General features: G+C 64.9%; 21 protein-coding genes. 3 read left to right on the forward strand and 18 right to left on the reverse strand.

The window, feature by feature from the left end:
* Window positions 1-30: 30 nt before the first annotated feature.
* The 8 genes from FF090_RS15160 to FF090_RS15195 form a co-directional block, all read right to left on the reverse strand.
* The gene (locus FF090_RS15160) at window positions 31-765 is read right to left on the reverse strand and encodes an amino acid ABC transporter ATP-binding protein (protein WP_138857517.1); all 735 of its coding nucleotides are present in this window, start codon (window positions 763-765) and stop codon (window positions 31-33) included.
* 8 nt (window positions 766-773) lie between these two features.
* Window positions 774-1,436 (reverse strand): amino acid ABC transporter permease, encoded by a 663-nt coding sequence (locus tag FF090_RS15165; RefSeq protein WP_138857518.1) that lies wholly within the window; start codon window positions 1,434-1,436, stop codon window positions 774-776.
* A 73-nt stretch (window positions 1,437-1,509) separates the two neighbouring features.
* The gene (locus tag FF090_RS15170; protein ID WP_138857519.1) at window positions 1,510-2,250 is read right to left on the reverse strand and encodes an amino acid ABC transporter permease; all 741 of its coding nucleotides are present in this window, start codon (window positions 2,248-2,250) and stop codon (window positions 1,510-1,512) included.
* Window positions 2,251-2,798: 548 nt separating this feature from the next.
* Window positions 2,799-3,644, reverse strand: a complete 846-nt coding sequence (locus tag FF090_RS15175) for an amino acid ABC transporter substrate-binding protein (protein WP_246071584.1) — start codon at window positions 3,642-3,644, stop codon at window positions 2,799-2,801.
* Between the two features lie 167 nt (window positions 3,645-3,811).
* The gene (locus FF090_RS15180; RefSeq protein ID WP_138857521.1) at window positions 3,812-4,729 is read right to left on the reverse strand and encodes a LysR substrate-binding domain-containing protein; all 918 of its coding nucleotides are present in this window, start codon (window positions 4,727-4,729) and stop codon (window positions 3,812-3,814) included.
* Window positions 4,710-6,533 (reverse strand): ABCB family ABC transporter ATP-binding protein/permease, encoded by a 1,824-nt coding sequence (locus FF090_RS15185; RefSeq protein ID WP_138857522.1) that lies wholly within the window; start codon window positions 6,531-6,533, stop codon window positions 4,710-4,712. Before FF090_RS15185 ends, FF090_RS15180 begins: the two co-directional genes overlap by 20 nt.
* 88 nt (window positions 6,534-6,621) lie before the next feature.
* A complete protein-coding gene (locus tag FF090_RS15190; RefSeq protein ID WP_138857523.1) occupies window positions 6,622-8,970 on the reverse strand; it encodes a response regulator in 2,349 nt (782 codons plus the stop codon).
* Window positions 8,971-9,000: 30 nt separating this feature from the next.
* The gene (locus FF090_RS15195) at window positions 9,001-9,705 is read right to left on the reverse strand and encodes a substrate-binding periplasmic protein (RefSeq protein ID WP_138857524.1); all 705 of its coding nucleotides are present in this window, start codon (window positions 9,703-9,705) and stop codon (window positions 9,001-9,003) included.
* Window positions 9,706-10,335: 630 nt separating this feature from the next.
* On the opposite strand from FF090_RS15195, the gene FF090_RS15205 reads away from it, so the two are divergent.
* The 3 genes from FF090_RS15205 to FF090_RS15215 all read left to right on the forward strand — a co-directional run bounded on the left by FF090_RS15205 (window position 10,336) and on the right by FF090_RS15215 (window position 12,405).
* The gene (locus FF090_RS15205) at window positions 10,336-10,938 is read left to right on the forward strand and encodes a zinc metalloprotease (RefSeq protein ID WP_259372632.1); all 603 of its coding nucleotides are present in this window, start codon (window positions 10,336-10,338) and stop codon (window positions 10,936-10,938) included.
* 111 nt (window positions 10,939-11,049) lie between these two features.
* The gene (locus tag FF090_RS15210; RefSeq protein WP_246071436.1) at window positions 11,050-11,469 is read left to right on the forward strand and encodes an acyl-CoA thioesterase; all 420 of its coding nucleotides are present in this window, start codon (window positions 11,050-11,052) and stop codon (window positions 11,467-11,469) included.
* A 102-nt stretch (window positions 11,470-11,571) separates the two neighbouring features.
* Window positions 11,572-12,405 carry an alpha/beta fold hydrolase gene (locus FF090_RS15215; protein WP_175423684.1) on the forward strand — a complete coding sequence of 278 codons (834 nt, stop codon included), beginning with the start codon at window positions 11,572-11,574 and terminating at the stop codon, window positions 12,403-12,405.
* A 14-nt stretch (window positions 12,406-12,419) separates the two neighbouring features.
* On the opposite strand, the gene FF090_RS15220 is transcribed toward FF090_RS15215, so the two are convergent.
* The 10 genes from FF090_RS15220 to FF090_RS15265 form a co-directional block, all read right to left on the reverse strand.
* Window positions 12,420-13,178, reverse strand: coding sequence for an SGNH/GDSL hydrolase family protein (locus FF090_RS15220; RefSeq protein WP_175423685.1), 759 nt, complete (start codon window positions 13,176-13,178; stop codon window positions 12,420-12,422).
* 132 nt (window positions 13,179-13,310) lie between these two features.
* Window positions 13,311-13,892: a nucleotidyltransferase family protein gene (locus tag FF090_RS15225; RefSeq protein WP_138857528.1), complete on the reverse strand. Its 582-nt coding sequence runs from the start codon at window positions 13,890-13,892 to the stop codon at window positions 13,311-13,313.
* Between the two features lie 7 nt (window positions 13,893-13,899).
* Window positions 13,900-14,571, reverse strand: a complete 672-nt coding sequence (locus FF090_RS15230; RefSeq protein ID WP_138857529.1) for an NAD(P)H-binding protein — start codon at window positions 14,569-14,571, stop codon at window positions 13,900-13,902.
* Window positions 14,571-15,335, reverse strand: a complete 765-nt coding sequence (locus FF090_RS15235; protein WP_138857530.1) for an enoyl-CoA hydratase — start codon at window positions 15,333-15,335, stop codon at window positions 14,571-14,573. Before FF090_RS15235 ends, FF090_RS15230 begins: the two co-directional genes overlap by 1 nt.
* Window positions 15,332-15,805, reverse strand: a complete 474-nt coding sequence (locus tag FF090_RS15240; RefSeq protein WP_138857531.1) for a DUF4442 domain-containing protein — start codon at window positions 15,803-15,805, stop codon at window positions 15,332-15,334. The genes FF090_RS15235 and FF090_RS15240 overlap by 4 nt, the downstream gene beginning before the upstream one ends.
* Window positions 15,806-15,816: 11 nt before the next feature.
* Window positions 15,817-16,350 carry a DUF1569 domain-containing protein gene (locus FF090_RS15245; protein ID WP_175423686.1) on the reverse strand — a complete coding sequence of 178 codons (534 nt, stop codon included), beginning with the start codon at window positions 16,348-16,350 and terminating at the stop codon, window positions 15,817-15,819.
* Window positions 16,351-16,484: 134 nt separating this feature from the next.
* Window positions 16,485-17,699 (reverse strand): acetyl-CoA C-acyltransferase, encoded by a 1,215-nt coding sequence (locus FF090_RS15250; protein WP_138857533.1) that lies wholly within the window; start codon window positions 17,697-17,699, stop codon window positions 16,485-16,487.
* Window positions 17,700-17,718: 19 nt separating this feature from the next.
* Window positions 17,719-18,216 (reverse strand): DUF4442 domain-containing protein, encoded by a 498-nt coding sequence (locus FF090_RS15255; RefSeq protein WP_138857534.1) that lies wholly within the window; start codon window positions 18,214-18,216, stop codon window positions 17,719-17,721.
* Between the two features lie 9 nt (window positions 18,217-18,225).
* A complete protein-coding gene (locus FF090_RS15260) occupies window positions 18,226-20,622 on the reverse strand; it encodes a 3-hydroxyacyl-CoA dehydrogenase NAD-binding domain-containing protein (protein ID WP_138857535.1) in 2,397 nt (798 codons plus the stop codon).
* Window positions 20,623-20,681: 59 nt separating this feature from the next.
* Window positions 20,682-21,116, reverse strand: a complete 435-nt coding sequence (locus FF090_RS15265) for a DUF2147 domain-containing protein (RefSeq protein ID WP_138857536.1) — start codon at window positions 21,114-21,116, stop codon at window positions 20,682-20,684.
* Between the last annotated feature and the right edge of the window lie 28 nt (window positions 21,117-21,144).

Below are 21,144 nucleotides of genomic sequence, written 5' to 3' on the forward strand. Positions count from 1 at the left end.
GTCGGGTGAGACGTCCAATCTGTGCAGTTTTCAGTGCTGCAAGATCTTGGAGAGGAAGTCTTTGGCGCGCAGGCTGCGCGCCTCGGGGTGACCAAAGAAGTCGTCTTTGCTGCAATCCTCGACGATGCGGCCGGCGTCCATGAAGATCACCCGGTGACTGACCTTCTTGGCAAAGCCCATCTCGTGCGTCACGCACATCATGGTCATGCCCTCATGGGCCAGTTGCACCATCACATCCAGCACCTCGCCGACCATTTCAGGATCCAGGGCCGAGGTGGGTTCGTCAAACAGCATGGCAATCGGGTCCATCGAGAGCGCCCGGGCGATGGCCACGCGCTGCTGCTGCCCGCCGCTGAGTTGCCCAGGGAATTTGTCCTTGTGCGCCAGCAGGCCCACTCGGTCCAACATCTTGAGGCCGCGCTGCATTGCCTCGTCCTTGGGCCGGCCCAGTACCTTGATCTGCGCCAGCGTCAGGTTCTCGGTCACCGACAGATGGGGAAACAGCTCGAAGTTCTGAAACACCATGCCCACCCGAGAACGCAGGCGCGGCAGGTTGGTGCCCGCCGCCGTGATGGACTGGCCATCGACGCGGATATCGCCCTGCTGGATGGGCTCCAGCGCATTGACCGTCTTGATCAGGGTGCTCTTGCCCGAGCCCGATGGGCCACAGACCACCACCACTTCGCCCTTCTTGATGGAAGTGCTGCAGTCGGTCAGCACCTGGAAATTGCCGTACCACTTGCTGACGTTTTGGATGTCGATCATGGGAACCTCTAGCGAATGATGGCGATGCGCGACTGCAGCTTTTTGACCGCCATCGACAGGCTGAAACAGATCACGAAATAGATGCCGGCCGCCAGCAGATAGGCCTCCACCGGGCGATTGAAGTTGCGCCCGGCCACCTCGAAACCCTTGAGCAAGTCGTAGGCGCCGATGGCGTAAACCAGCGAGGTGTCCTGGAACAGGATGATGGTTTGTGTGAGCAGCACCGGCAACATATTGCGAAAGGCCTGCGGCAGCACCACCAGACGCATGGATTGGCCATAGTCCATGCCCAAGGCCTGGGCGGCATGGCCCTGGCCCTTGGGCACCGACTGGATGCCGGCGCGCATGATCTCGGCGAAGTAGGCCGCCTCAAAGAGCGTGAAGGTGATGTAGGCCGAGAGCTCAGCGCTGATGGGCCCGGTCAGGAAGGGCACCAGCAGGAAGAACCACAGGATCACCATCACCAGCGGGATGGAGCGCATCAGGTTCACATAGGCCGCTGCAGGTGCAGCCAGCCAAGTCTTGCCAGATAGACGCATCAAGGCCAGCACGGTGCCCAGCAGGATGCCGCCCACGGTCGCCACCAGGGTGAGCATGACCGAAAAGATCAACCCTTTGAGGACAAAGGCGCGCAGGAATTCGGCGCTCAGGAAGGAATAGTCCAGATTCATGGCAGCAGCCCCCAGGTCGCTTCGCGCCCGCCCCCCAAGGGGGTTTCGCGTCTTCGGAACGGCCGTGCGACGCTCATTTCGCGACCCCGGCCACACCCGGCACCCGCACCGCCCGCTCCAGCAGGCTGGCCACCAGATAGACCGAGAAGGCGCTGATGAAATAGGCCACGGTCACCATGGCATAGACCTCGGTCGGCCGCGAGGTTTCCTCACCCGCCTGGCGTGCGAACTGGGTCAGCTCCAGCACCGAAAGCGCAAAGGCCACCGAACTGTTCTTGACGATGCTCATGCCCTCGCTGGTGAGCGGCGGAATCACCACCCGAAAGGCCACCGGCAGCAGCACATAGCGATAGGTCTGCACCCGGGTGAGGCCCATGGCCAGACCGGCATAGGTCTGACCCTTGGGAATGCTCTGGATGCCGGCGCGCACCTGCTCGGAAATGCGCGCCGAGGTGAAGAAGCCCAGGCCGATGGCGGCCACCACCCAACTGGGCAGAGACTTGAGCACAGGCAGAAACTCGGGGGCCACGAAGTACCAGAGGAAGAGCTGGACGATCAGCGGCATGTTGCGGAACAGCTCGGTCCAGGCATTGCCCAGCATCACCAGGGGCTTGCTGGGCGTGGTGCGCAGCACGCCCATCAGACTGCCCAGCAGCAGGGCAATGACCAAGCCCACGGCGCTCACCGCCAGGGTCCAGCCCCAGGCGGTGATCAGCCAATCCAGATAAGTCTGGCCGCCATTGCTGCCAAAGCAGGCGCCCACGGTGCCATCCACCGTGTCCTTGCACCACAACTCGCGCCATTCAAATGCCATGGGTTGGCTCCAGTTCGATCATGCCGTTCGGGCCGGAAGAGCCCGCCGGGATTTCGGCCCGGCGGCCGACCTACTCTCTTCGCTTCGCCGAAGAAAGTAGGCAAAGAAGGGCGACCCCGATGCGCAGCCCCAGCCTACGGCTGGGGTCCCCACCGCCAGCGCCTGAGGCGCTGTGCTTCTCGGCAGCGCATAGGGGACCCCAGGAATCGGCGCCGCCCGTCGAAGTCCGGGCTGTTCGGCTGTTGGCTGTTCGGGGGTCCCCCTATGCCAAGCCGAGCAGCGCAAGGGCTTGGGGGAGCGCGCGTAGCGCGCCACAACAACATACTCGGCGCGGCCGTTCAAACGCAGTGAGCGCAGCGAACGGAGTGCGTTCCGCGCCGTCCCCAAGACCTGAGCAGCGCAGGGAACCGATCGCCGCAGGCGAGCGGCGCCGGCATCGGGGGTCGCCTTTCTCTTTCCCCCTTTCTCTTTGGCGAAGCAAAGAGAAAGGGGTCGGGGTGTGGGGTTGAAGACCCCACGGGCTCTTCCGAGCACAGCCAAGATTCCGACTACTTCTTGGCGTAGCTTTCCATCGGGTTGTCATTGGGCGCCGCCCAAGCCGCCTTGGTCGCCTCGCTGGCCGCCAGGCCGATGCGCGAGTTGGTCGGCGGAATGGGCTGCATGAACCACTTGTCGTAGAGCTTGGCGATCTCGCCGCTCTTCATCATGGCCTTGAGCACGTCGTCCACGGCCTTCTTGAAGGCCGGGTCGTCCTTGCGCATCATGATGGCGATGGGCTCCACCGAGAGCACCTCACCGACGATACGGAAGTCGCTCGGGGCTTTGCTCTTGGCGATGTTGCCGGCCAGGATGGAGCCGTCCATCACGAAGGCATCGGCGCGGCCGCTCTCCAGCAGCAGGAAGCTGTCGGCGTGGTCCTTGCCAAAGATCTCTTTGAAATCCACCCCGGTGGCGCGCTCGTGCTTGCGCAGGGTCTGCACACTGGTGGTGCCGGTGGTGGTGGCCACCGTCTTGCCGTTGAGTTGGTTGATGCTGGTGATGCCCGACTTGGCCTTCACCGCAATGCGCACCTCTTCCACATAAGTGGTGACCGCAAAGGCCACGTCCTTCTGGCGCGTCAGGTTGTTGGTGGTGGAGCCGCACTCAATGTCGACGTTGCCGTTTTGCACCAGCGGAATGCGGTTCTGCGAGGTGACCGGCTGATAGCGCACCGCGAAGTCCGTCATGCCCAACTGCTTGCGCAAGGTCTTGAGCACGGCGTCGCAAATCTCGACGTGGTAGCCGGTGTACTTGCCATCGCCCAGGGTGTAGGAGAGCGCCCCCGAGGACTCGCGCACCCCCATCGTGACGCTGCCGCTGTCCTTGATCTTCTTGAGCGTGTCGGCCTGGGCCATCGAAACCGCAGCCAAGGCCAGCGTGACCACGCCAAGTTGGAACCATTGCTTCATAACAACTCCTGAATCCAGATAGGGGGAAGGAATCCCGCAACGATAGCGCCCGCCACCCCGGCTGCCCCGTGCCCCCGGGTTTGTCAGGGGGCGAACTGCCGCACTTTCGGGGCTCAGGCACGTGTGGTCAGGCGCTCCCACAGCGCACAGGCGGCCGGTTTGACGCGTTTGCGCAACTCCGGCTTCTCGCGATAGAGCCGCAGCTCGATTTGCAGCTCGTACTCGCCGGGGGGGGCGGCAGGAGTCAGGCGGCGGGCGCGCAGTTCGCGCTTGACCGAGCTGGCGGGCAGGAAAGCCAAGCCATGGCCTTCAAGCGCCATGGCCTTCAGGCCCTCGGCCATATCGGTCTCGTAGCAAGGGTCCAGGTGCAGGGGCACGCCGGCCTCTTTGAGAATGATTTCCACCAGCCGGCCCAGGTAAGCGCCCTCGGCATAGGCCAGGAAGGGGATCTTCTGCCCCTTGTGCCCAGGCAGGCGGAATAAGGCCTGACCATCGGGGTCGGGGCGGGCGAAGGCCGCCAGGGTGTCGTGGCCCAGATTGATCATCTCGAAGCGTTCGGCGTCGAGCTGCAGCGGCTGACTGGCGTGGTGATAGGCGAGCAGCAGATCGCAATGCCCTTCGCTGAGCTGCAGCACGGCGTCGTGCACGTTCAAGGCATTGAGCCGACTCTTGAACGGGTCCATCTGCTTGCGCAGTTCCATCAGCCAGTGCGGAAAAAAGGCAAAGGCCAGCGAGTGCGGGACCGCGAACTCGATCATGTCCTGGCCACCGCTTTGGTGGCTGCGCAACATATTGCGCGTGGCTTGCAGATTGCCCAGGATCTCAATCGCCTGCCCCAGCAGGGTCTCGCCGGCCGGCGTCAAGCGCGTGGGATAGCTGCTGCGATCCACCAGGTCCATGCCCGCCCAGGCCTCCAGCGCCTGAATGCGGCGCGAAAAAGCCGGCTGGGTCACATGCCGAGCCAGGGCCGAGCGCGAGAAGCTGCGCGTCTCGGCCAGGCTGACGAAATCTTCAAGCCACTTGGTTTCCATCGGGGGCGGAGTTTCGCTCAGTGTGTTGTTCGTGTGCTTGAAGCGCCCACATCCGCGCGTAAGCACCGCCGGCGGCCAGCAACTCGGCATGCCGGCCGCGTTCCACCACGCGGCCGGCCTCCAGCACCAGAATCTGATCGGCATCCACCACGGTGGAGAGCCGGTGCGCAATCATCAGAACCGTCTTGTTGCGGCCCACGGCGTCCAGCTGCGCCTGAATGGCGCGTTCGTTGTGCGAGTCCAGCGCCGAAGTGGCCTCGTCAAAGATCAGGATGGGCGGGTCCTTCAAGAGCGTGCGGGCAATGGCTACGCGCTGCTTCTCGCCGCCGCTGAGCTTCAGGCCTCGTTCGCCCACGCGGGTGGCATAGCCCAGCGGCGTGCTGGCCACAAAGCCATGCAGCTGGGCCGCGCGCGCCGCCGCCTCAATCTCGGCCTCGCTCGCCCCTTCCTTGGCATAGCCGATGTTGTAGGCCAGGGTGTCGTTGAACAGCACCGAGTCCTGCGGCACGATGCCCAGCGCAGCACGCAGCGAGTGCTGGCTCACCGCACGCACATCCTGGCCGTCGATCAGCACCCTGCCCCCCTGCACGTCGTAGAAGCGGAACAACAGCCGCGCCAGGGTGCTCTTGCCCGAGCCGCTGGGCCCCACCACGGCCAGTTTCTGGCCGGCGGGGATCTCGAAGCTCACACCCTTGAGCACCGGCCGTGCCGGGTCGTAGGCAAAGTGCACGTCCTCAAACCGCACGCTCGCGCCGCGCAACTGCAGCGCTGGCGCATCGGGCGCGTCGGCCACCTCACGCGGGCGCTCCAGCAGCGCAAACATCTTGTCCAGATCGGTCAGGCTTTGCTTGATCTCACGGTACAGCACGCCCAGAAAGTTGAGCGGGATGTAGAGCTGGATCATGAAGGCGTTGATCATCACCAGATCACCCAAGCTCAGGCGCCCGGCGGCCACACCCTCGGTGGCGCGCCACAGCATGGCTACCAGGGCGATGGCGATGATGGCCTGCTGGCCGGTGTTGAGCAGCGAGAGCGTGGTCTGGCTCTTGAGTTGCGCGCGGCGCAGCTTCTCCAGCGCGCCGTCATAGCGCCGGGCCTCGAAGTCCTCCTGGCCGAAGTACTTCACCGTCTCGTAGTTCAGCAGCGAGTCGATGGCCTGGGTATGCGTGGCCGAGTCCAGCTCGTTGAGCTGGCGGCGGAACTGGGTGCGCCACTCGGTCACCGAGATCGTGTAGACGATGTAGAGCGCCAGCGCCGCGCCGGTGATCCAGGCAAAGGCAGCATCGAACTGGGTGGCCAGGAGCGTCAGCACCAGCGCCACCTCGATCAGGGTGGGCACGATGCTGTAGAGCGAATAGCTGATCAGCGCATGCACGGCCCGTGTGCCGCGCTCGATGTCGCGCGTCATGCCGCCGGTCTGGCGCTCCAGGTGGAAGCGCAGGCTCAAGTCGTGCAGATGGCGGAACACCTGCAACGACACTTGGCGCGCCGCGCCCTCGGTGGCCTTGGCGAACACCAGCTCGCGTAGCTCGGTGAACAGCGAGGTACAAAGCCGCAGGCCGCCATAGGCCAGCAGCAGGCCCAGCGGAATCACAAAGGCCGGATTGGCCGCCGCGCCCTCCAGCCCATCCACCAGGCGCTTGAGCAAGAGCGGCACGCCCACATTGGCCAGCTTGGCGCCGACCATGAAGGCCAGGGCAAGCCCAACGCGCCAGCGATAGCGCCAGAAATAGGGCAGCAGCTTGGCCAGGGTTTCGCCATCACGGCGTTGTGCGGGGGGAGTGCTGAGTTCTGATCGACGCATGGCGGGTCCGGTTGGGGGGCCATTGTCCTTACGCTGCAGACCGTGAGCGGCAGGCGTACATCCAGGCTCGCCGAGGTCCTCGACCTCCTCAAGTCGAGCGGCGACGCGCCAGCCAGCCCAGCAGCGTGGCGTACAGCACCTCGGGGATCAGGGGCTTGGCCACGAAATCATCCATACCCGCCGCCAAACAGCGCTCCCTGTCCTCAGCGAACGCGTTGGCGGTCATCGCCAGGATCGGGGTTTGGCGATGACGCGGCATTTTTCGAATCAGACTTGCTGCGTCCAGGCCGTTCACGTGGGGCATTTGAATGTCCATCAGGATCGCGCCATAGTCGTTCTCCCCTGCGAGCCGGATGGCAGCTTGCCCGTCTTCGGCCAAGTCCGCGATCAGCCCGGCATCGTCCAGCACCAGTTGCGCCACTTCACGGCTGATGGAATCGTCCTCAACCAACAGGATCCGGGTTCCCCTGTGGTCGCGTTTCAGGATGGACTCAGCCGAGATCGGCGCATCCGCCGTCGCCCCAGCCGATATCGGCCGGCCCTTCTTCAGACGCACGGTGAACCAGAATCGACTGCCGACGCCGAGCGTGCTTTCAGCGCCGGCATCTCCACCCATCAGGCGCGCCATTTTTTGTGTGATGGCCAAGCCCAGACCGGTTCCGCCAAACCGGCGGGTCATGCTGTTATCGGCCTGCTCAAAGGCACCGAAGAGTCGCGGCAAGACTTCTGGCGCGATGCCGATACCGGTATCCCGCACATCCAGGCAGATCAAGGCACTTTCAGCATCTTCCTCCAGCACCTTGGCGCCCAGGGTGATGCTGCCGGTTTCGGTGAATTTGACGGCATTGCCGGCGTAGTTCAGCAGCGCCTGCTGGATACGGGTGGCGTCGCCCAGCAAATTGGCCGGCAAGGCCGCCATCTCCGTGCGCAGGTCCAATTGCTTGACTTGCAGACTCGGCAGGAGCATCGAGGCAATGTTGGCCACGGTCTGCTCGAGTCGAATGGGCGCTTCCTCCAGAACGAATTTACCCGCCTCGATTTTTGACAGCTCGAGGATGGCGTTGATGATGCTGAGCAGGTGTTCACTCGCCGTCTCGAGCGTACTCATGCGCTGGGCCTGCTGCTCGGTCAAGCCCGCACGGCGGATCATCCGGGCCATGCCGAGGATGCCGTTCAGCGGAGTGCGGATCTCGTGACTCATATTGGCCAAGAAGGCGCTCTTGGCCACATTGGCGGCCTCCGCCTCCTGCTTCGCCAGGCGGAGTTCTTGGGTCCGCTCGCCCACCAGAGATTCCAAATGGTGCCGATAAGTCTCCAACTCCGTCTGCACCCGCTTCCATTCTGTGATGTCCTCGTACACGCCCAGCACACCGATCACATCGCCATCACTGGATTTCAAAGGCGCCTTGGATGTCCGCAGCCAGACGGTGCACCCATCAGACTTTGTTTGCGGCTCTTCGTAACCCAGACGAGGCTGCCCGGACTCCATGACCAGGCGATCGTCCGCGCGATAGCGCTCAGCCTGCGCGGACCAGTCCATCGCGTAGTCGTCGAGTCCGATCAAGTCCGCTGGCATTTGTTTGCCAGCGTCTGCCGCAAAAGCGGGATTGCATCCAAGGTACTTGAGTTCGCGGCTCTTCCAGAACACCCGGACGGGCGCCGTATCGATGACCGATCGCAGCAAGGCCTTGGACTCCGACAACTCCGCCAGCAGGGATTCCAGCTCCTTGTTGCGCTCATCCAAGGTCAGCAGCGCCCGCCCGCCCGCGCGCTTCAATCGAACGATGGCGGCTACCAGTTCATCGATCTCATCCTCGTCAGGGCCGTGCTCGCCCTCCAGGCCCGCATATCTGCGCAATTCGCTTGGATCAGTGCGGGTCAACTCCGCAGACAGCTGGCCCAATCGTTGTCGCACCACACCGTGATAGGCATACAGCACGATCAGGATCACGAGGGTGGTCAGCAGGGTGTTGCCAAGAAAGGTGGCGACCACCCCACGCGCCACGGACCAGCGCTCCTGGCGCATGTCTCGGACCAGTGTCAGCGTGCCCAGAAGATGGCGCCTGCCCTCCTCGACATGGACCAAGGGAAAGGATCGCTCGAAGGCATCGGCAATACCCGGTTCACCGTAAATCTGTACCGGGCGGCCTTTGCGTTCCAGGCGCACAGCGGAGATCTCCGGCATGCCAATGAAGCCTTTGAGCTGCACCTCAATTTGGTCCTCATTGAATGACCAGAGGTTGCGGACCATCGCGGGCGCGATGTAGGTCCCGATCGCCGCATAGTGCTCATCGATGAAGTCGATGCGGTTTCGGTAATGGAGCCAAGCATCCAGCGAAGCAATGAGGATGGCAGCGATCAAGCCGACCGAGAGGCCACGCCGGATCAAGTGCCGGCTGACTTTGCTATGGATCCCGATGAATTCAAACCAACTCATCGGAAACGAGGGCCATGCCAAAGCGAATCCTCAATCAGCCATGACGTCGGTCATGATCCGGCTGTAACTCCCGTCCGCTTTCATCTCTCGCAAGGCCTGGGCTATTTTCTGGACCCACGCCTCATGCTTCTTGTTCAAGTAGAGATACATATCGACCTCTTTGAGCGCGGGCGTCAAGGGCACGATGTCCTGCAAATTCAACCCGCGCACCAATGCCGAACCATCCGCACGGGTGTACAGGACCAAGTCCACACGCCCGGCATCCAGCATCTTGAACAACTGCTCCGGCTTCTCAAGCCTCATCACGCTCTTGGCACCCGTGGCATTCGCTTCGTAGAGCTTCCAGCCGGTGATGAACGCGACTCGATGCGGTTTCAAGCTATCCCAGCCCTGATCCACCTTGATCTGGGTTCCCTTTGAGAAGGCCACAAAGCTGACACCAACAAAGCGCTCGGGAACCTGGACCAGATTGGGGTACTGGGTGCTCAAGCCTGCAATCCGCAAGCCTTCGCCATCGACCTCACCTTCGTTGGCCATCACCAAGGAACGCTCGGAGGGGTTGCTGACCAGTTTGAACTCCAGGCCGACCCGCCGAAACGCCTCACGCGCCAGCAGGTCCAAAGCCTTTCGATCGATCGGCGTGTTGTTGGTACTGACGACCAATCCAGGTCCGGCAGCCTGAGCGCCCATCGCCATCAGCAACAGAATGGCACCGAACCAACGAAGACAACTCATCGCTTGCTCCCCGTATTGAGACCGCCCGCTCGCGGTCACATGCTATGCGATCCCCGTCCAGGCCCACGGCCTCAGTTGATTGCCACCGGACAGGACACAAAGGGACGACGCAAGCACGGCGCCATAGAACGCTAAGGCTCTGGGTAGGCCGGTTCTGCCAGGATGCACGCCAGAGGGTAGACCCTGCCCCTGGCTCGGGTGTCCCTGCATTGACAGTCCCGGCGCAGAACGCCGCCAATCGAGATTCCGCTGCCCATTCGGGCAGGGCCATCCAGGAGTCCTTCCGATGAGAGTCCGATTTTTTGCCGCCCTATGCGCGGGTGCATTGGGATTTGGAGCTACTTCCGCGTTCGCTCACCCACCCAAAGAAGTGCCCTTCGTCCTCGAGGGCCGCTCCTTCGTCAACAAAAAGGCCTTCATCGACGCAGGCCTGCGTTGCGGCGCGCGGCATGTGGATGAAGATAAAGCCGCCTAGATTGATGCGACCGTCGAGCGTCATAGGGCGGCCAAGAGGGCCTCCTCGCGGCCAGGTGATCTGGTGGGCACGGCAGCCGCAAGCATGATCAACGTCTACTGGCATGTCATCAACAACGGGACGGGCATTGGGAACGGCGATATCCGCCCAGCCAGATCACGGACCAGATCAACGTCCTGAACAATGCCTATGCCGGCTCCGGCTTTAGCTTCAACCTGGTCCAAACCACCCGCACCACCAACAGCAGCTGGTACACCGCAGGGCCTGGCTCGACGGCCGAGAGCCAAATGAAGACGGCACTGCGCCAAGGCTCGGCCGACGATCTCAACATCTACAGCAACAACGCTGGCGGCGGCTTGCTTGGCTGGGCCACCTTCCCGTCCAGCTACGCCAGCAAGCCCAAGGATGACGGCGTGGTGATTCTCTTTTCGTCCGTTCCGGGCGGCACCGCAGCCCCCTACAACGAAGGAGACACCGGCACGCACGAGGTCGGTCACTGGCTGGGGCTGTATCACACCTTCCAGGGTGGATGCGCGCGCAGCGGCACCAAGGGCGGCGACCTGGTGGAAGACACCCCGGCCGAGAAGTCACCGGCCTATGGTTGCCCGACCGGTCAGGACAGTTGCACCCGGCTCGCTGGCCTGGACCCGATCACCAATTTCATGGACTACACCGACGATGTGTGCATGAACCAGTTCTCGGCCGGCCAACGTGCGCGCATGCAGGCCCTCTGGTCCACCTACCGCGCCGGCAAGTAAGTGCGTAACGGGCCGCCGCGCCAGGGATGGCGCGGCGGCGCCCCAGACCCGCGCAGTGGTTTCACTGCACGCTGGCGCATCGACTGCGCGGGTTCCCCCTAGGATGCGGGCATGACCGAAACCGCCAGCCCCTTCATGCATCCCAGCCAACTGCCCAGTGAGCGCGAGTTGGTGCTGCGGGTGATGCCCATGCCCGCCGACGCCAACGCCAATGGCGACATCTTTGGCGGTTGGATCATGGCCCAGGTGGACATTGCCGCCTCGGTGATGCCCGCGCGCATCTCGCGCGGCCGTGTGACCACCGTGGCCGTCAAGGAATTTCTGTTCAAGCAGCCCGTGAGCGTGGGCGACCTGCTGAGCTTTTATTCCACCGTGCTGCGCATCGGCCGCACTTCGATCACGGTGCGGGTGGAGGTCTTTGCCGAGCGCAACCCCGAGAACCCGCAAGTGGTGAAGGTGACCGATGCCGAGCTGACCTTCGTCGCCATCGACAACGAAGGCAAGCCGCGCGCCTTTCAATTGCAGAACTAAGCCCGGAACTCAGGCGTCGGGCGCGCGGGCCCATCGGCTTGACAGCTCCCCCTGCCCGCCAGTTCCCCCTGCCCGCCGCATCACTCACTTCCCGAGAAATCATTGCGACCCCTTCTTTGGATCCTCCTCAGCCTGACGCTGAGCCCCTGCACCACTTGGGCGGAAGCCCCGCGTTGGCAGTTCCTCCAGCACCAAGGGCACCGACTGGCCTACCAATGCCAGGGCCAGGGCAGCCCGGTCATCGTGCTGCAGCCGCCCTCCGGCATCGCCGCCGCCGAGGCCTTTGGCCCGGTATTGAGCGACTTGAGCGCGCGGCGCAAGGTCTGCTTCTATGAACGCCTGGGCTTTGCCCCCAGTGCCCGGCCCGCACCCGGGCTGCTGCAGACCGCAGCCGACTACGCGCAGGAGCTGGCCGCCGTGATGAACCATGCCGCCCCGGGCGAGGCGCAGGTGGTGCTGGGTTACTCCTTTGGCGGCTTTGTGGCCCGCCTGCATGCCGCAACCCACCCGCACCAGGTCAAGGGCCTGCTGCTGATCGACGCCGCCGAAGAAGACTGGCTGCGCAGCATGAAGGCGCAGATGACGCCCGAGGACTGGGGCCGGATGCAGGACATCCTGGATTGGTTCCAGCGCCGCCTGGCCCACAACGTGTGGGACAGCCAGGACGAGGTGCGGCAGACCCAGCTGCGGGCCGACCTGCCCGTTCGTTTGCTGTCGCGTGGCCTGTCCTTCCAGCGCATTCGCCAGGCCAAGCTGTCCGAGGCCGGCGTGGCGCTCTACAACACGCTGCACGATGCCGGACAGGCGCGCATGGAACAGCTGACGCAGCGCACCACGCGCCGGATTGCCACCCGCAGCGAGCACCTGATCGTCGAGTCCGAGCCCGAGGCCGTGCTGGCCGAGCTGGACGCTTTGCTGCGTAGTACAGCGCCCTGAGGCCCGTCGAGACCTCAGTGCCAGCTCGGTCCATGCGCGTGGCGCTGCAGCCGTCTCGCCAGATGGCCGGCCAAATGACGGGCCCACAAGGCATAACCGGCCGCGCCGGGATGGAAGCCGTCCTCGGCCATCAACTCGGCGGCCGCAGCGGCAAGCGACATTTCCGGTGTGCGCGCAAAGGCGCGATCGGGCTGGTCGCCCAGCGTCTGCAGCAAGAGCTGATTGAGCAACGCAGCTTGGGCTCCGAAGACCCAGCGCAGTGGCGCGGGCAGAAGCGGAAAGTCCTGCAAAGGCGGCAGGCCGTTGTGCACCCAGTAGCGCACGCCGGCCCGCTCGCAAGCCAGGCTGTGCAAGGACTGCAACTGTTCGAGCGTGCGCGCAGCAGGCACCTGGCGCACCACATCATTGACGCCGAGGGCCGTGACCAGCACATCGGCCGGCTGCAGCAAACTCTCGCGCAGATGCTGCAAAGCCTCGCCGGTGGTGTGCCCGGTGCGCGCCACCAGCTGCCAGTGCACGGGACGCCCGACGGCTTCGGCCAAACGCTGGGACAACTGCCCGGCCAGGGCGTCCGACTGGCGCCGCACCCCGACTCCGGCGGCCGAGGAGTCCCCCACGATCAACAGACGCAGCGGACGACCCGCCGCAGCAGGGCGCCCCGCCACCCGGCCTCGCCGCGCGCCGGCTGGCTCGGGCAACTCCAGCGCACGCTGTCGCACCCGCACAGCCTGCCAGAGCAACACCGGCAGCAGAGCCACCTTGGCGGTATTCAAGGCCACTCTCGGCAGGGGATTGGAGCCAATGGAAGCCATGGTCGACCTCATAGAGATGCTGGCCCCGATGATGCCGCGACTAGCCAGAACAGGCGCAGTGGCCCCCCCAATTGGGTTGAGACCCGACCTCGCTCAGGCCGCCGCCATAGGCTCCTCGATCGACAGACTGGGCCAACGTGCCTGGTACGAACGCGCCTTGGCTCGATATAACTCGGCGTGGGGCGTCAACGGATTGAGCCGCAGCCGACCTGCGTAGAGATCATCCAATCCATAGGGAGCATGGATCTGCAGGCCTTGAGTCTTGCGAGCACAGGGACGCAGGCCTACGCTGGTCGCAGGCATCAAGAAGCGGTCGATGCCCTCAGCGGCCGAGCTCAACGCGGGATAGACCGGCCCGAAACGGCGTGCATACCAAAGGTGCACCCGGGCCTGGTTCTTGGCCTCCACCTGAATGCCGTCCCGCGCGAACAGAGCCTGGACGCGCTCTTGAATGGCTTGCTCCCCGGACTCACTCAGGTCAGCAGCGTCGAAATAGAACAAGTCGTAGTCCTTGATGTCCGACTCGGGCCGACGCCCGGCTTGCAGATTCCAAATGGTTTGAAACAGGCAGCCGGCCACCAACCAGGCATCCGGCAAGTCCAACACGGGCCAGGCATCCAAGATGGCCCGGTTGTGACGGTTGCATAGCACGTCGTCGACGAAGCGCCGTTGCATCTGAGGGCTACTCGCGGGCAGCGGCCTGCATAGCGGAGGACTCAAGCACACGCAGGCCCGGAGCTTTAACCCAGGCCGCCGCATGCAATGCCGCAGCCACATCAGCGGCCGCGATCGGGCGGACCGCACCGGGCACCACGCGCAGCAGGGGCTTGAGCACGGTGGCCGCCAGATGCTCGAGACGGCGAATCGGTTGCCCCAGGGCCGCGCGGTCACCCAGCAGCAGCGAGGGACGGGCCAAGACCAGGCGCTCAAAACCCAGTGCCTGCAAGGCCTGCTCGGCCTCGCCTTTGACTCGGTTGTAGAACACCCGCGAGCCCGCATCGGCCCCCAGGGCGGAGACGACCATCAAGCGACGCATGCCTGCGGCACGCGCCGCGCGGGCCACGGCCAGCACGGCGTCAAAGTCCACCGCGCGGAAGGCCGCCTCGGAGCCGGCCTGCTTGATCGTGCTACCCAGGGCGATATAGGCGTCATCCAGCGGCGGCAGTGCCGGCAGGACAGCGAAGTCAACGATCTGCGTGCGCAGCTTGGGGTGCTCGGGCCAATCGGCTGGGCGACGGCGCAACAGCGCATGTAGCTCGGTGCAGCGCGGGTCGGCCAGCAGCCGAGCCAGCAGCTCGCGACCGATCAGGCCGCTGCCGCCGGCCAGCAAGACACGGCGGGCGGCCGAGCGCATCACTCGAACTTGCTGAAGTCGGGCGCGCGCTTTTGGAAGAAGGCCTGAAAGGCCTCCATGGCCTCGGGGCTGCGCAGGCGCTGACCGAAGAGTTCGGCCTCTTCCTGGATCACGCGCTGCAGCTCGGCCAAACCCGGCGCGCGCATCAGCTTTTTGGAAGCCCGCACGGCCGCTGGAGCCAGGCCATTGAAGCGCTCGGCCATGCGGCGCGCATGGGCCGCCACTTCGGCGGCGGGCAGCACGGCGTTGGCGATGCCGAACTCCAGGGCCTCGGCCCCGGTCATCGGGTCGCCCAGCAACAGCTTTTCGGCGGCGCGGGCGTGGCCCATCAGCTTGGGCACGACCAAGCTGGAGCCGAACTCGGGTACCAGACCCAGGGCGACAAAGGGCATGGCCAAGCGGGCATCGTCGGCCACATAGACCAGGTCGCAATGCAGCAACATCGTGGTGCCGATGCCGATGGCCGCGCCGTTCACCGCCGCGATGACCGGCTTTTCACACGCCAGCAGGGCCTGCATGAACTGGAACACCGGCGCGTCGGCGTCGCGCGGCGGGCGGGCCATAAAATCTTCCAGGTCGTTGCCGCTGGTGAAGATGCCGGGCTGGCCGGTGATCAGCACCGCGCGCACGGCCGGATCGCTGTTGGCGGCGGTGAGCGCCTCGGCCATGGCGCTGTACATGGCCTGGGTGATGGCGTTCTTTTTCTCGGGACGGGCGATCTCGATCGTCGCCACACCGTTCAGGGTCAGGGTCTTGATGCTCATGGCTGTGCAGGGTTGGGCGCACGCAGCGCGGGTTTGAGGCGAATGTAAATCTGCTTGCGCACCCGGGCGACCACTTCGCCCGAAGCATCCAGGATGTCCACCGGCAACCAGATCAGGTGCTTGGCGCCATCGGCGCAGGCGGCACGGATACCGTCCAGCGTGGCCTCGTCGAGCCGGAAGTCGGCCACCACGGTACCGCGCCCGGGCTTGAGGAACTGGATTTCGCCGGCCTGGTCCCAGACCAGATAGTCCCGCCCCAGCGAGCGCAGGATCAGGATCATCCAAAAGGGGTCGGCCATCGCAAACAGGCTGCCGCCGAAGTGCGTGCCCACGTAGTTGCGGTTCCAAGGCCGGGCGCGCAGCTCCACGCGGGCGTGGCGGGCGTCGGCCGCGAAGTGGGTGACATGGATGCCGGCCAGCAGAAAGGGCGGCCACAGGTTCATGCCGAACCGCAGCAGGGTGGTGTTCATCGAAAGGATGTTCAGCGCGGCAGAGGCGCCAACCGGATCTGCGTCCAGTGGTTGGCCAAGTGCATCAGATGGGCACGGGTGTACTGCGCCTTGTCCAGCTCGCCATAGGCGAAGTGGGGGCGTAACGACCCACCCCAGGCCTCGAACGCATTGAGCGCAGCCAGCAGCCGGGCGATGCCGTCCTTGGCAAGCAGCTGAGGCTTGAGCGCGGGGGCTCCGGGGATGGGGTCGGCCAGATCGTGGCGCATGGCCCCGCGGGCGTTGAAGACGGCAAAGGCCGTGTTGCCGACGACGGCGCGAAAAACCGCGCCGCGCATCTCGGGGTAGCCCTGCATCGAGAACTCGATGCTCTGGGCCAGGTGCTGCAAGAGCTGACTGAGGTTCCAGCTGGGGTGTTCCAGCTTCACCTCACCAAAGCCCAGCTCCAGCACCGCGGACTTGGCGGCCTTGAGCGTGGGGAAGCGTTGCAACTCCCCCGCGCAGCCGCTCAGGCCACCCGCGCCGAGTACAACAGTACCCGTCCGGACGAACTGGCGGCGTTGCAAAACTAAGTCCTCAGTTTGAGTCGTGCAGATGGCGTAGCGAGCGGCCCGAGGGTCGCTTGAGCAGCGCAGCCGTACTCCCGTACGGCGAGCAGCGCAAGGCGGCTATCGGGTCGCGCAGTAGCCAGATGCATGACTCAAAGGGCTTCGATGATGCCGGCGGCACCTTGGCCGGCACCGACGCACATCGTCACCATGCCGTACTTCTGCTTGGTGCGGCGCAGCCCGTGGATGACCGAGGCGGCGCGGATGGCACCGGTGGCGCCCAGCGGGTGACCCAGGGCAATGGCGCCGCCGTTGGGGTTGACCTTGGCGCGGTCCAGCTCGAAGCCCTTGCTGTCGAGGTCGTTCAGCACGGCCAGGGACTGGGCGGCGAAGGCCTCGTTCAGCTCGATCCAGCCGAGGTCGCTGGCCTTCAGTCCGGCGGCCTTGAGCGCGGCGGGGATGGCCTCGATCGGGCCGATGCCCATGATCTCGGGTGGCACACCGCGCACGGCGAAGCTGACAAAGCGGGCCAGCGGGGTCAGGTTGTAGCGCTTGAGCGCGGCTTCGCTGACGATCAGCAGGCCACCCGAGCCGTCCGAGGTCTGCGAGCTGTTGCCGGCCGTCACCGAACCCTTGGCAGCGAACACGGGCTTGAGCTTGGCCAGGCCTTCCAGGCTGGTGTCGGGGCGGGCGCCCTCGTCCAGCTCAACGACACGGCGCTTCACATTGATCGAGCCGTCGGCCAGATTGGGCGTGCGGTCGATCACTTCGAAGGAGGTCATCTCGTCCTTGAAGTGGCCGGCCTGCATGGCGGCCACGGCGCGGCGGTGCGATTCGACCGAGAAGGCATCCTGGGCCTCGCGGCTGATCTTCCACTGCGCAGCCACCTTCTCGGCCGTCAGGCCCATGCCGTAGGCAATGCCGATGTTCTCGTCCTTTTCGAAGATCAGGGGCGAGAGGCTGGGCTTGTTGCCGCCCATGGGGATCATGGACATGGACTCCACGCCACCGGCGAACATCACATCGGCCTCGCCGACGCGGATACGGTCGGCGGCCATCTGCACCGCCGTGATGCCCGAGGCGCAGTAGCGGTTGATGGTGACGCCGCCCACGGTGTTGCCCCAGCCGGCCAGCACCGAGGCCACGCGGGCGATGTTCATGCCCTGTTCGCCCTCGGGGAAGGAGCAACCGACGATGGCGTCTTCGATGGCCGAGGCCTCCAGGCCCGGGGCTTGCGCCAGCACGGACTGCATCACGCGCACCAGCATCTCGTCCGGGCGGGTGTTCTTGAAGTAACCGCGGCCGCTCTTGCCGATGGGCAGGCGGGTGGCGGCAACGATGTAGGCGTCTTGGACTTGCTTGCTCATGGTGAGCTCCTTACGGTGTTTAGGCCTGAGGTTTCTTGGGCACCCAGGCCCAGACAAATTCACATTCGATCGGCTGTTCGCCGGCTTCGTCGGTCACCTGGACCGCCACGATCACTTCACCCTTGTCCGTCTCGCGCATCAGCTGGCGCTGCTGAGGCTCCAGCGAGGCCGTGGCCGTGAGCGAACCCTGCGCCCGGCGCTTGAACTTGACCTTCATGGTCTTGCACAGCGGCAGACAGTCGTCGCGCACATTCATGCCCACCACCATGCCGGTGGCGGACTCCGCCACCAGCGCCATGGCCGCCGCATGCACGCCACCGATGTGGTTTTGCACCTTGCGGCAGTTGCTGATGTGGACGACCGCCTGCTCCGTCGTCAGCTCCTGGAAGTCCAGGCCCGCCGTGCCGGTCAAGGGCACGGCGCGGCGCAGCACCAGATTGCGGCCGACCCGGCGCAAAGGCCCGGGCAGGCCATTGAAGCTGGCCAGCGCGCGTTGCAGGCGGTTGGGTGAAGTCACCGGGCGTCCTTAGTTGCGCACCGGCTTGCCGGTTTGGAGCATGCCCATGATGCGTTCCTGCGTCTTGGGGTTGTCCAGCAAGGCACAGAAATGCTTGCGCTCCAGCGCCATCAGGTACTCCTCGGTCACCAGCGAACCGGCCTCGACTTCGCCACCGCAGACCACGTCGGCGATAAGGCTGGCCAGCAGATAGTCGTGCTGGCTGACAAAGCCGCCGTCACGCATGTTCGCGACCTGGCCCTTGATGCTGGCAATGCCGCTGCGGCCGGCCACCGGGAACACGGCCTTGTGCGGCGGGCGGTAGCCGCTGTCGGCCATGGCCTTGGCCTGCGCGGTGGCAACGAAGAGCAGCTCGTCCTTGTTCGGGACGATGACGTCGCTGTCCAGCAGGTAGCCGATCTTCTTGGCCTCGTGCGCGCTGGTAGCCACCTTGGCGGTAGCAGCACTCAGGAAGCCGTCCTTCAGGAAGGTGAGGATGTCGGCATTGGCATTGCCGGCCGCCGCCATCTCGGCAGCACGGCGGGCGATGTAGGTGAGGCCGCCGGCGCCGGGCAGCAGGCCCACGCCCACTTCCACCAGACCGACATAGCTCTCGACATGCGCCACGCGGCGGGCGCAATGCACGGCCAGCTCGCAGCCGCCGCCCAGGGCCAGACCGCGCATGGCAGCCACCACCGGCACGTTGGCGTAGCGCAGTGCCAGCATGGCGTCCTGCAGCTTCTTCTCTTCCGGGGCGATGCCCTTGCTGCCCATCTTCATGAAGACGGGCATCAGGCTTTCCAGGTTGGCACCGGCGCTGAACACATCGTCAGGCGACCAGATCACCATGCCCTTGTAGCCGGCTTCGGCAATCTCGACGGCCTTGAGCAGGCCCTCGGTCACGGCCGGGCTGATCAGGTGCAGCTTGGCGGTGATCGACGCAATGACCACCTCACCGTCCAGGGTCCAGACACGCACTTCGTCGTTCTTGAACAGCTCGGTGCCGCTCTTGAGCGGATCGGCCGCGCCGCTGCCCACCAGGCTCTCGGGGAAGTGCTGACGCGCATAGACCGGCAGCGAGGCGCGAGCCTTGAACTTACCTTCTGCGGCGCTCCAGGAACCCTCGGCGGTGTGCACACCCCCGGCGGCGGCCACCGGGCCTTCGGTCACCCAAGCCGGCAGCGGGGCGCTGGAGAGCGCCTTGCCGGCCGCGATGTCTTCCGAGATCCACTGCGCCACCTGCAGCCAGCCGGCTTCCTGCCAGACCTCGAAGGGGCCCTTCTGGTTGCCAAAGCCCCAGCGCATCGCGAAGTCCACCTCACGGGCGGTGTCGGCGATGGAGGCCAGGTGCACGGCGCAGTAATGGAAGCTGTCGCGCAAGATGGCCCACAGGAACTGGGCCTGCGGGTTGGTGGACTCGCGCAGCAGCTTCAGGCGGTCGGCCGGGGCCTTCTTGAGCATGCGGGCCACGATGTCGTCGCCCTTCTTGCCGGCCGGCACGTACTCGCCGGTGGCCGGGTCCAGACGCATGATGTCCTTGCCCACCTTCTTGAAAAAGCCCGCCTTGGCCTTCTGGCCCAGCGCGCCCTTCTCGATCAGGCCAGCCAAGACCTTGGGCGTGGCGTAGGTGGCGTAGAAGGGGTCGTCCTGCAGGTTGTCCTGCATGGTCTTCATCACATGGGCCATGGTGTCCAGGCCCACGACGTCGGCGGTGCGGAAGGTGCCCGAGCTGGCACGGCCCAGCTTCTTGCCGGTCAGGTCATCGACGACGTCAAACGAGAGGCCGAACTTCTCGGCCTCGATCATGGTGGCCATCATGCCGGCCACGCCCACGCGGTTGGCGACGAAGTTGGGCGTGTCCTTGGCGCGCACCACGCCCTTGCCCACGCTGGTGGTCACGAAGGCTTCGAGCTGGTCGATGATCTCCGGGCGCGTGGTGGCGGTGGGGATCAGCTCCACCAGATACATGTAGCGCGGCGGGTTGAAGAAGTGGATGCCGCAGAAGCGCGGCTTGATTTCTTCCGGCAGCACATCGCTGAGCTTGGTGATCGACAGGCCCGAGGTGTTGGAGGCCACGATGGCGTGCGGCGCCACGAAGGGAGCGATCTTGGTGTACAGATCCAGCTTCCAGTCCATGCGCTCGGCGATGGCCTCGATGATGAGGTCGCAGCCCTTGAGCAACTCGAGATGCTCTTCGTAGTTCGCTTGGGTGATCAGGCCGGCTTCAGTGGCGTCGCCCAAGGGCGAGGGCTTGAGCTTTTTCAGGCCATCGACGGCCTTGGCCACGATGCCGTTCTTGGGGCCTTCCTTGGCGGGCAGGTCGAACAGCACCACCGGCACTTTGACGTTGACCAGATGGGCGGCGATCTGCGCCCCCATCACCCCGGCGCCGAGCACGGCCACCTTGCGAACTTGGAATCGACTCACTGCATTGCTCCCTTAAGGAGGTTGATGGGCCCGGCGCTCACCGGGCCCGAAAGAAAGGTTTACTCGACCCGTTCCCACACCTGCGTGCGGTAGAAGAAGCCGATGTAGCCGCGCATCTCCAGCTTCTTGCCGCCCTCGATGGGGCGCAGCCGGTTCTTGTAGGTCTTGCCGTTGTTGGGGTCCAGGATTTCGCCGCCGGTCCAGATCGACTTGTCGTCCGCATCCTGCTTGGCGCCGCGGATGATCTGCAGACCCACCACCGGCTGGTTCTTGCGGTCGTCCTTGCAGACGTCGCAGATGGCGTCGGCCTTGGCCGGGTCGAAGATCTTCTCGATCTTGCCGGTCAGCACGCCGCCGTTGTCGGAAATGCGCACCAGGGACTTGGCGGTCTTGCCATCGTCGTCAATCGTCTTCCACAGACCCACCGGACTCATCTGCGCCTGCGCGCCCAAGGTGAACAGACCCAACACGGCAGCAGCGATCAAGGACTTCATGGCTTCTCCTGAAAGCGGCCCCGCGTCG

The organism is Inhella inkyongensis (genome assembly GCF_005952805.1).
Lineage (GTDB): Bacteria > Pseudomonadota > Gammaproteobacteria > Burkholderiales > Burkholderiaceae_C > Inhella > Inhella inkyongensis.

Excerpts from the sequence above, each read along its gene's own strand:
- FF090_RS15160 (WP_138857517.1), bottom strand. The coding sequence starts at position 765 with ATGATCGACATCCAAAACGTCAGCAAGTGGTACGGCAATTTCCAGGTG.
- FF090_RS15165 (WP_138857518.1), bottom strand. The coding sequence starts at position 1,436 with ATGAATCTGGACTATTCCTTCCTGAGCGCCGAATTCCTGCGCGCCTTT.
- FF090_RS15170 (WP_138857519.1), bottom strand. The coding sequence starts at position 2,250 with ATGGCATTTGAATGGCGCGAGTTGTGGTGCAAGGACACGGTGGATGGC.
- FF090_RS15175 (WP_246071584.1), bottom strand. The coding sequence starts at position 3,644 with ATGGCCCAGGCCGACACGCTCAAGAAGATCAAGGACAGCGGCAGCGTC.
- FF090_RS15180 (WP_138857521.1), bottom strand. The coding sequence starts at position 4,729 with ATGGAAACCAAGTGGCTTGAAGATTTCGTCAGCCTGGCCGAGACGCGC.
- FF090_RS15185 (WP_138857522.1), bottom strand. The coding sequence starts at position 6,533 with ATGCGTCGATCAGAACTCAGCACTCCCCCCGCACAACGCCGTGATGGC.
- FF090_RS15190 (WP_138857523.1), bottom strand. The coding sequence starts at position 8,970 with ATGAGTTGGTTTGAATTCATCGGGATCCATAGCAAAGTCAGCCGGCAC.
- FF090_RS15195 (WP_138857524.1), bottom strand. The coding sequence starts at position 9,705 with ATGAGTTGTCTTCGTTGGTTCGGTGCCATTCTGTTGCTGATGGCGATG.
- FF090_RS15210 (WP_246071436.1), top strand. The coding sequence starts at position 11,050 with ATGACCGAAACCGCCAGCCCCTTCATGCATCCCAGCCAACTGCCCAGT.
- FF090_RS15225 (WP_138857528.1), bottom strand. The coding sequence starts at position 13,892 with ATGCAACGGCGCTTCGTCGACGACGTGCTATGCAACCGTCACAACCGG.
- FF090_RS15230 (WP_138857529.1), bottom strand. The coding sequence starts at position 14,571 with ATGCGCTCGGCCGCCCGCCGTGTCTTGCTGGCCGGCGGCAGCGGCCTG.
- FF090_RS15235 (WP_138857530.1), bottom strand. The coding sequence starts at position 15,335 with ATGAGCATCAAGACCCTGACCCTGAACGGTGTGGCGACGATCGAGATC.
- FF090_RS15240 (WP_138857531.1), bottom strand. The coding sequence starts at position 15,805 with ATGAACACCACCCTGCTGCGGTTCGGCATGAACCTGTGGCCGCCCTTT.
- FF090_RS15250 (WP_138857533.1), bottom strand. The coding sequence starts at position 17,699 with ATGAGCAAGCAAGTCCAAGACGCCTACATCGTTGCCGCCACCCGCCTG.
- FF090_RS15265 (WP_138857536.1), bottom strand. The coding sequence starts at position 21,116 with ATGAAGTCCTTGATCGCTGCTGCCGTGTTGGGTCTGTTCACCTTGGGC.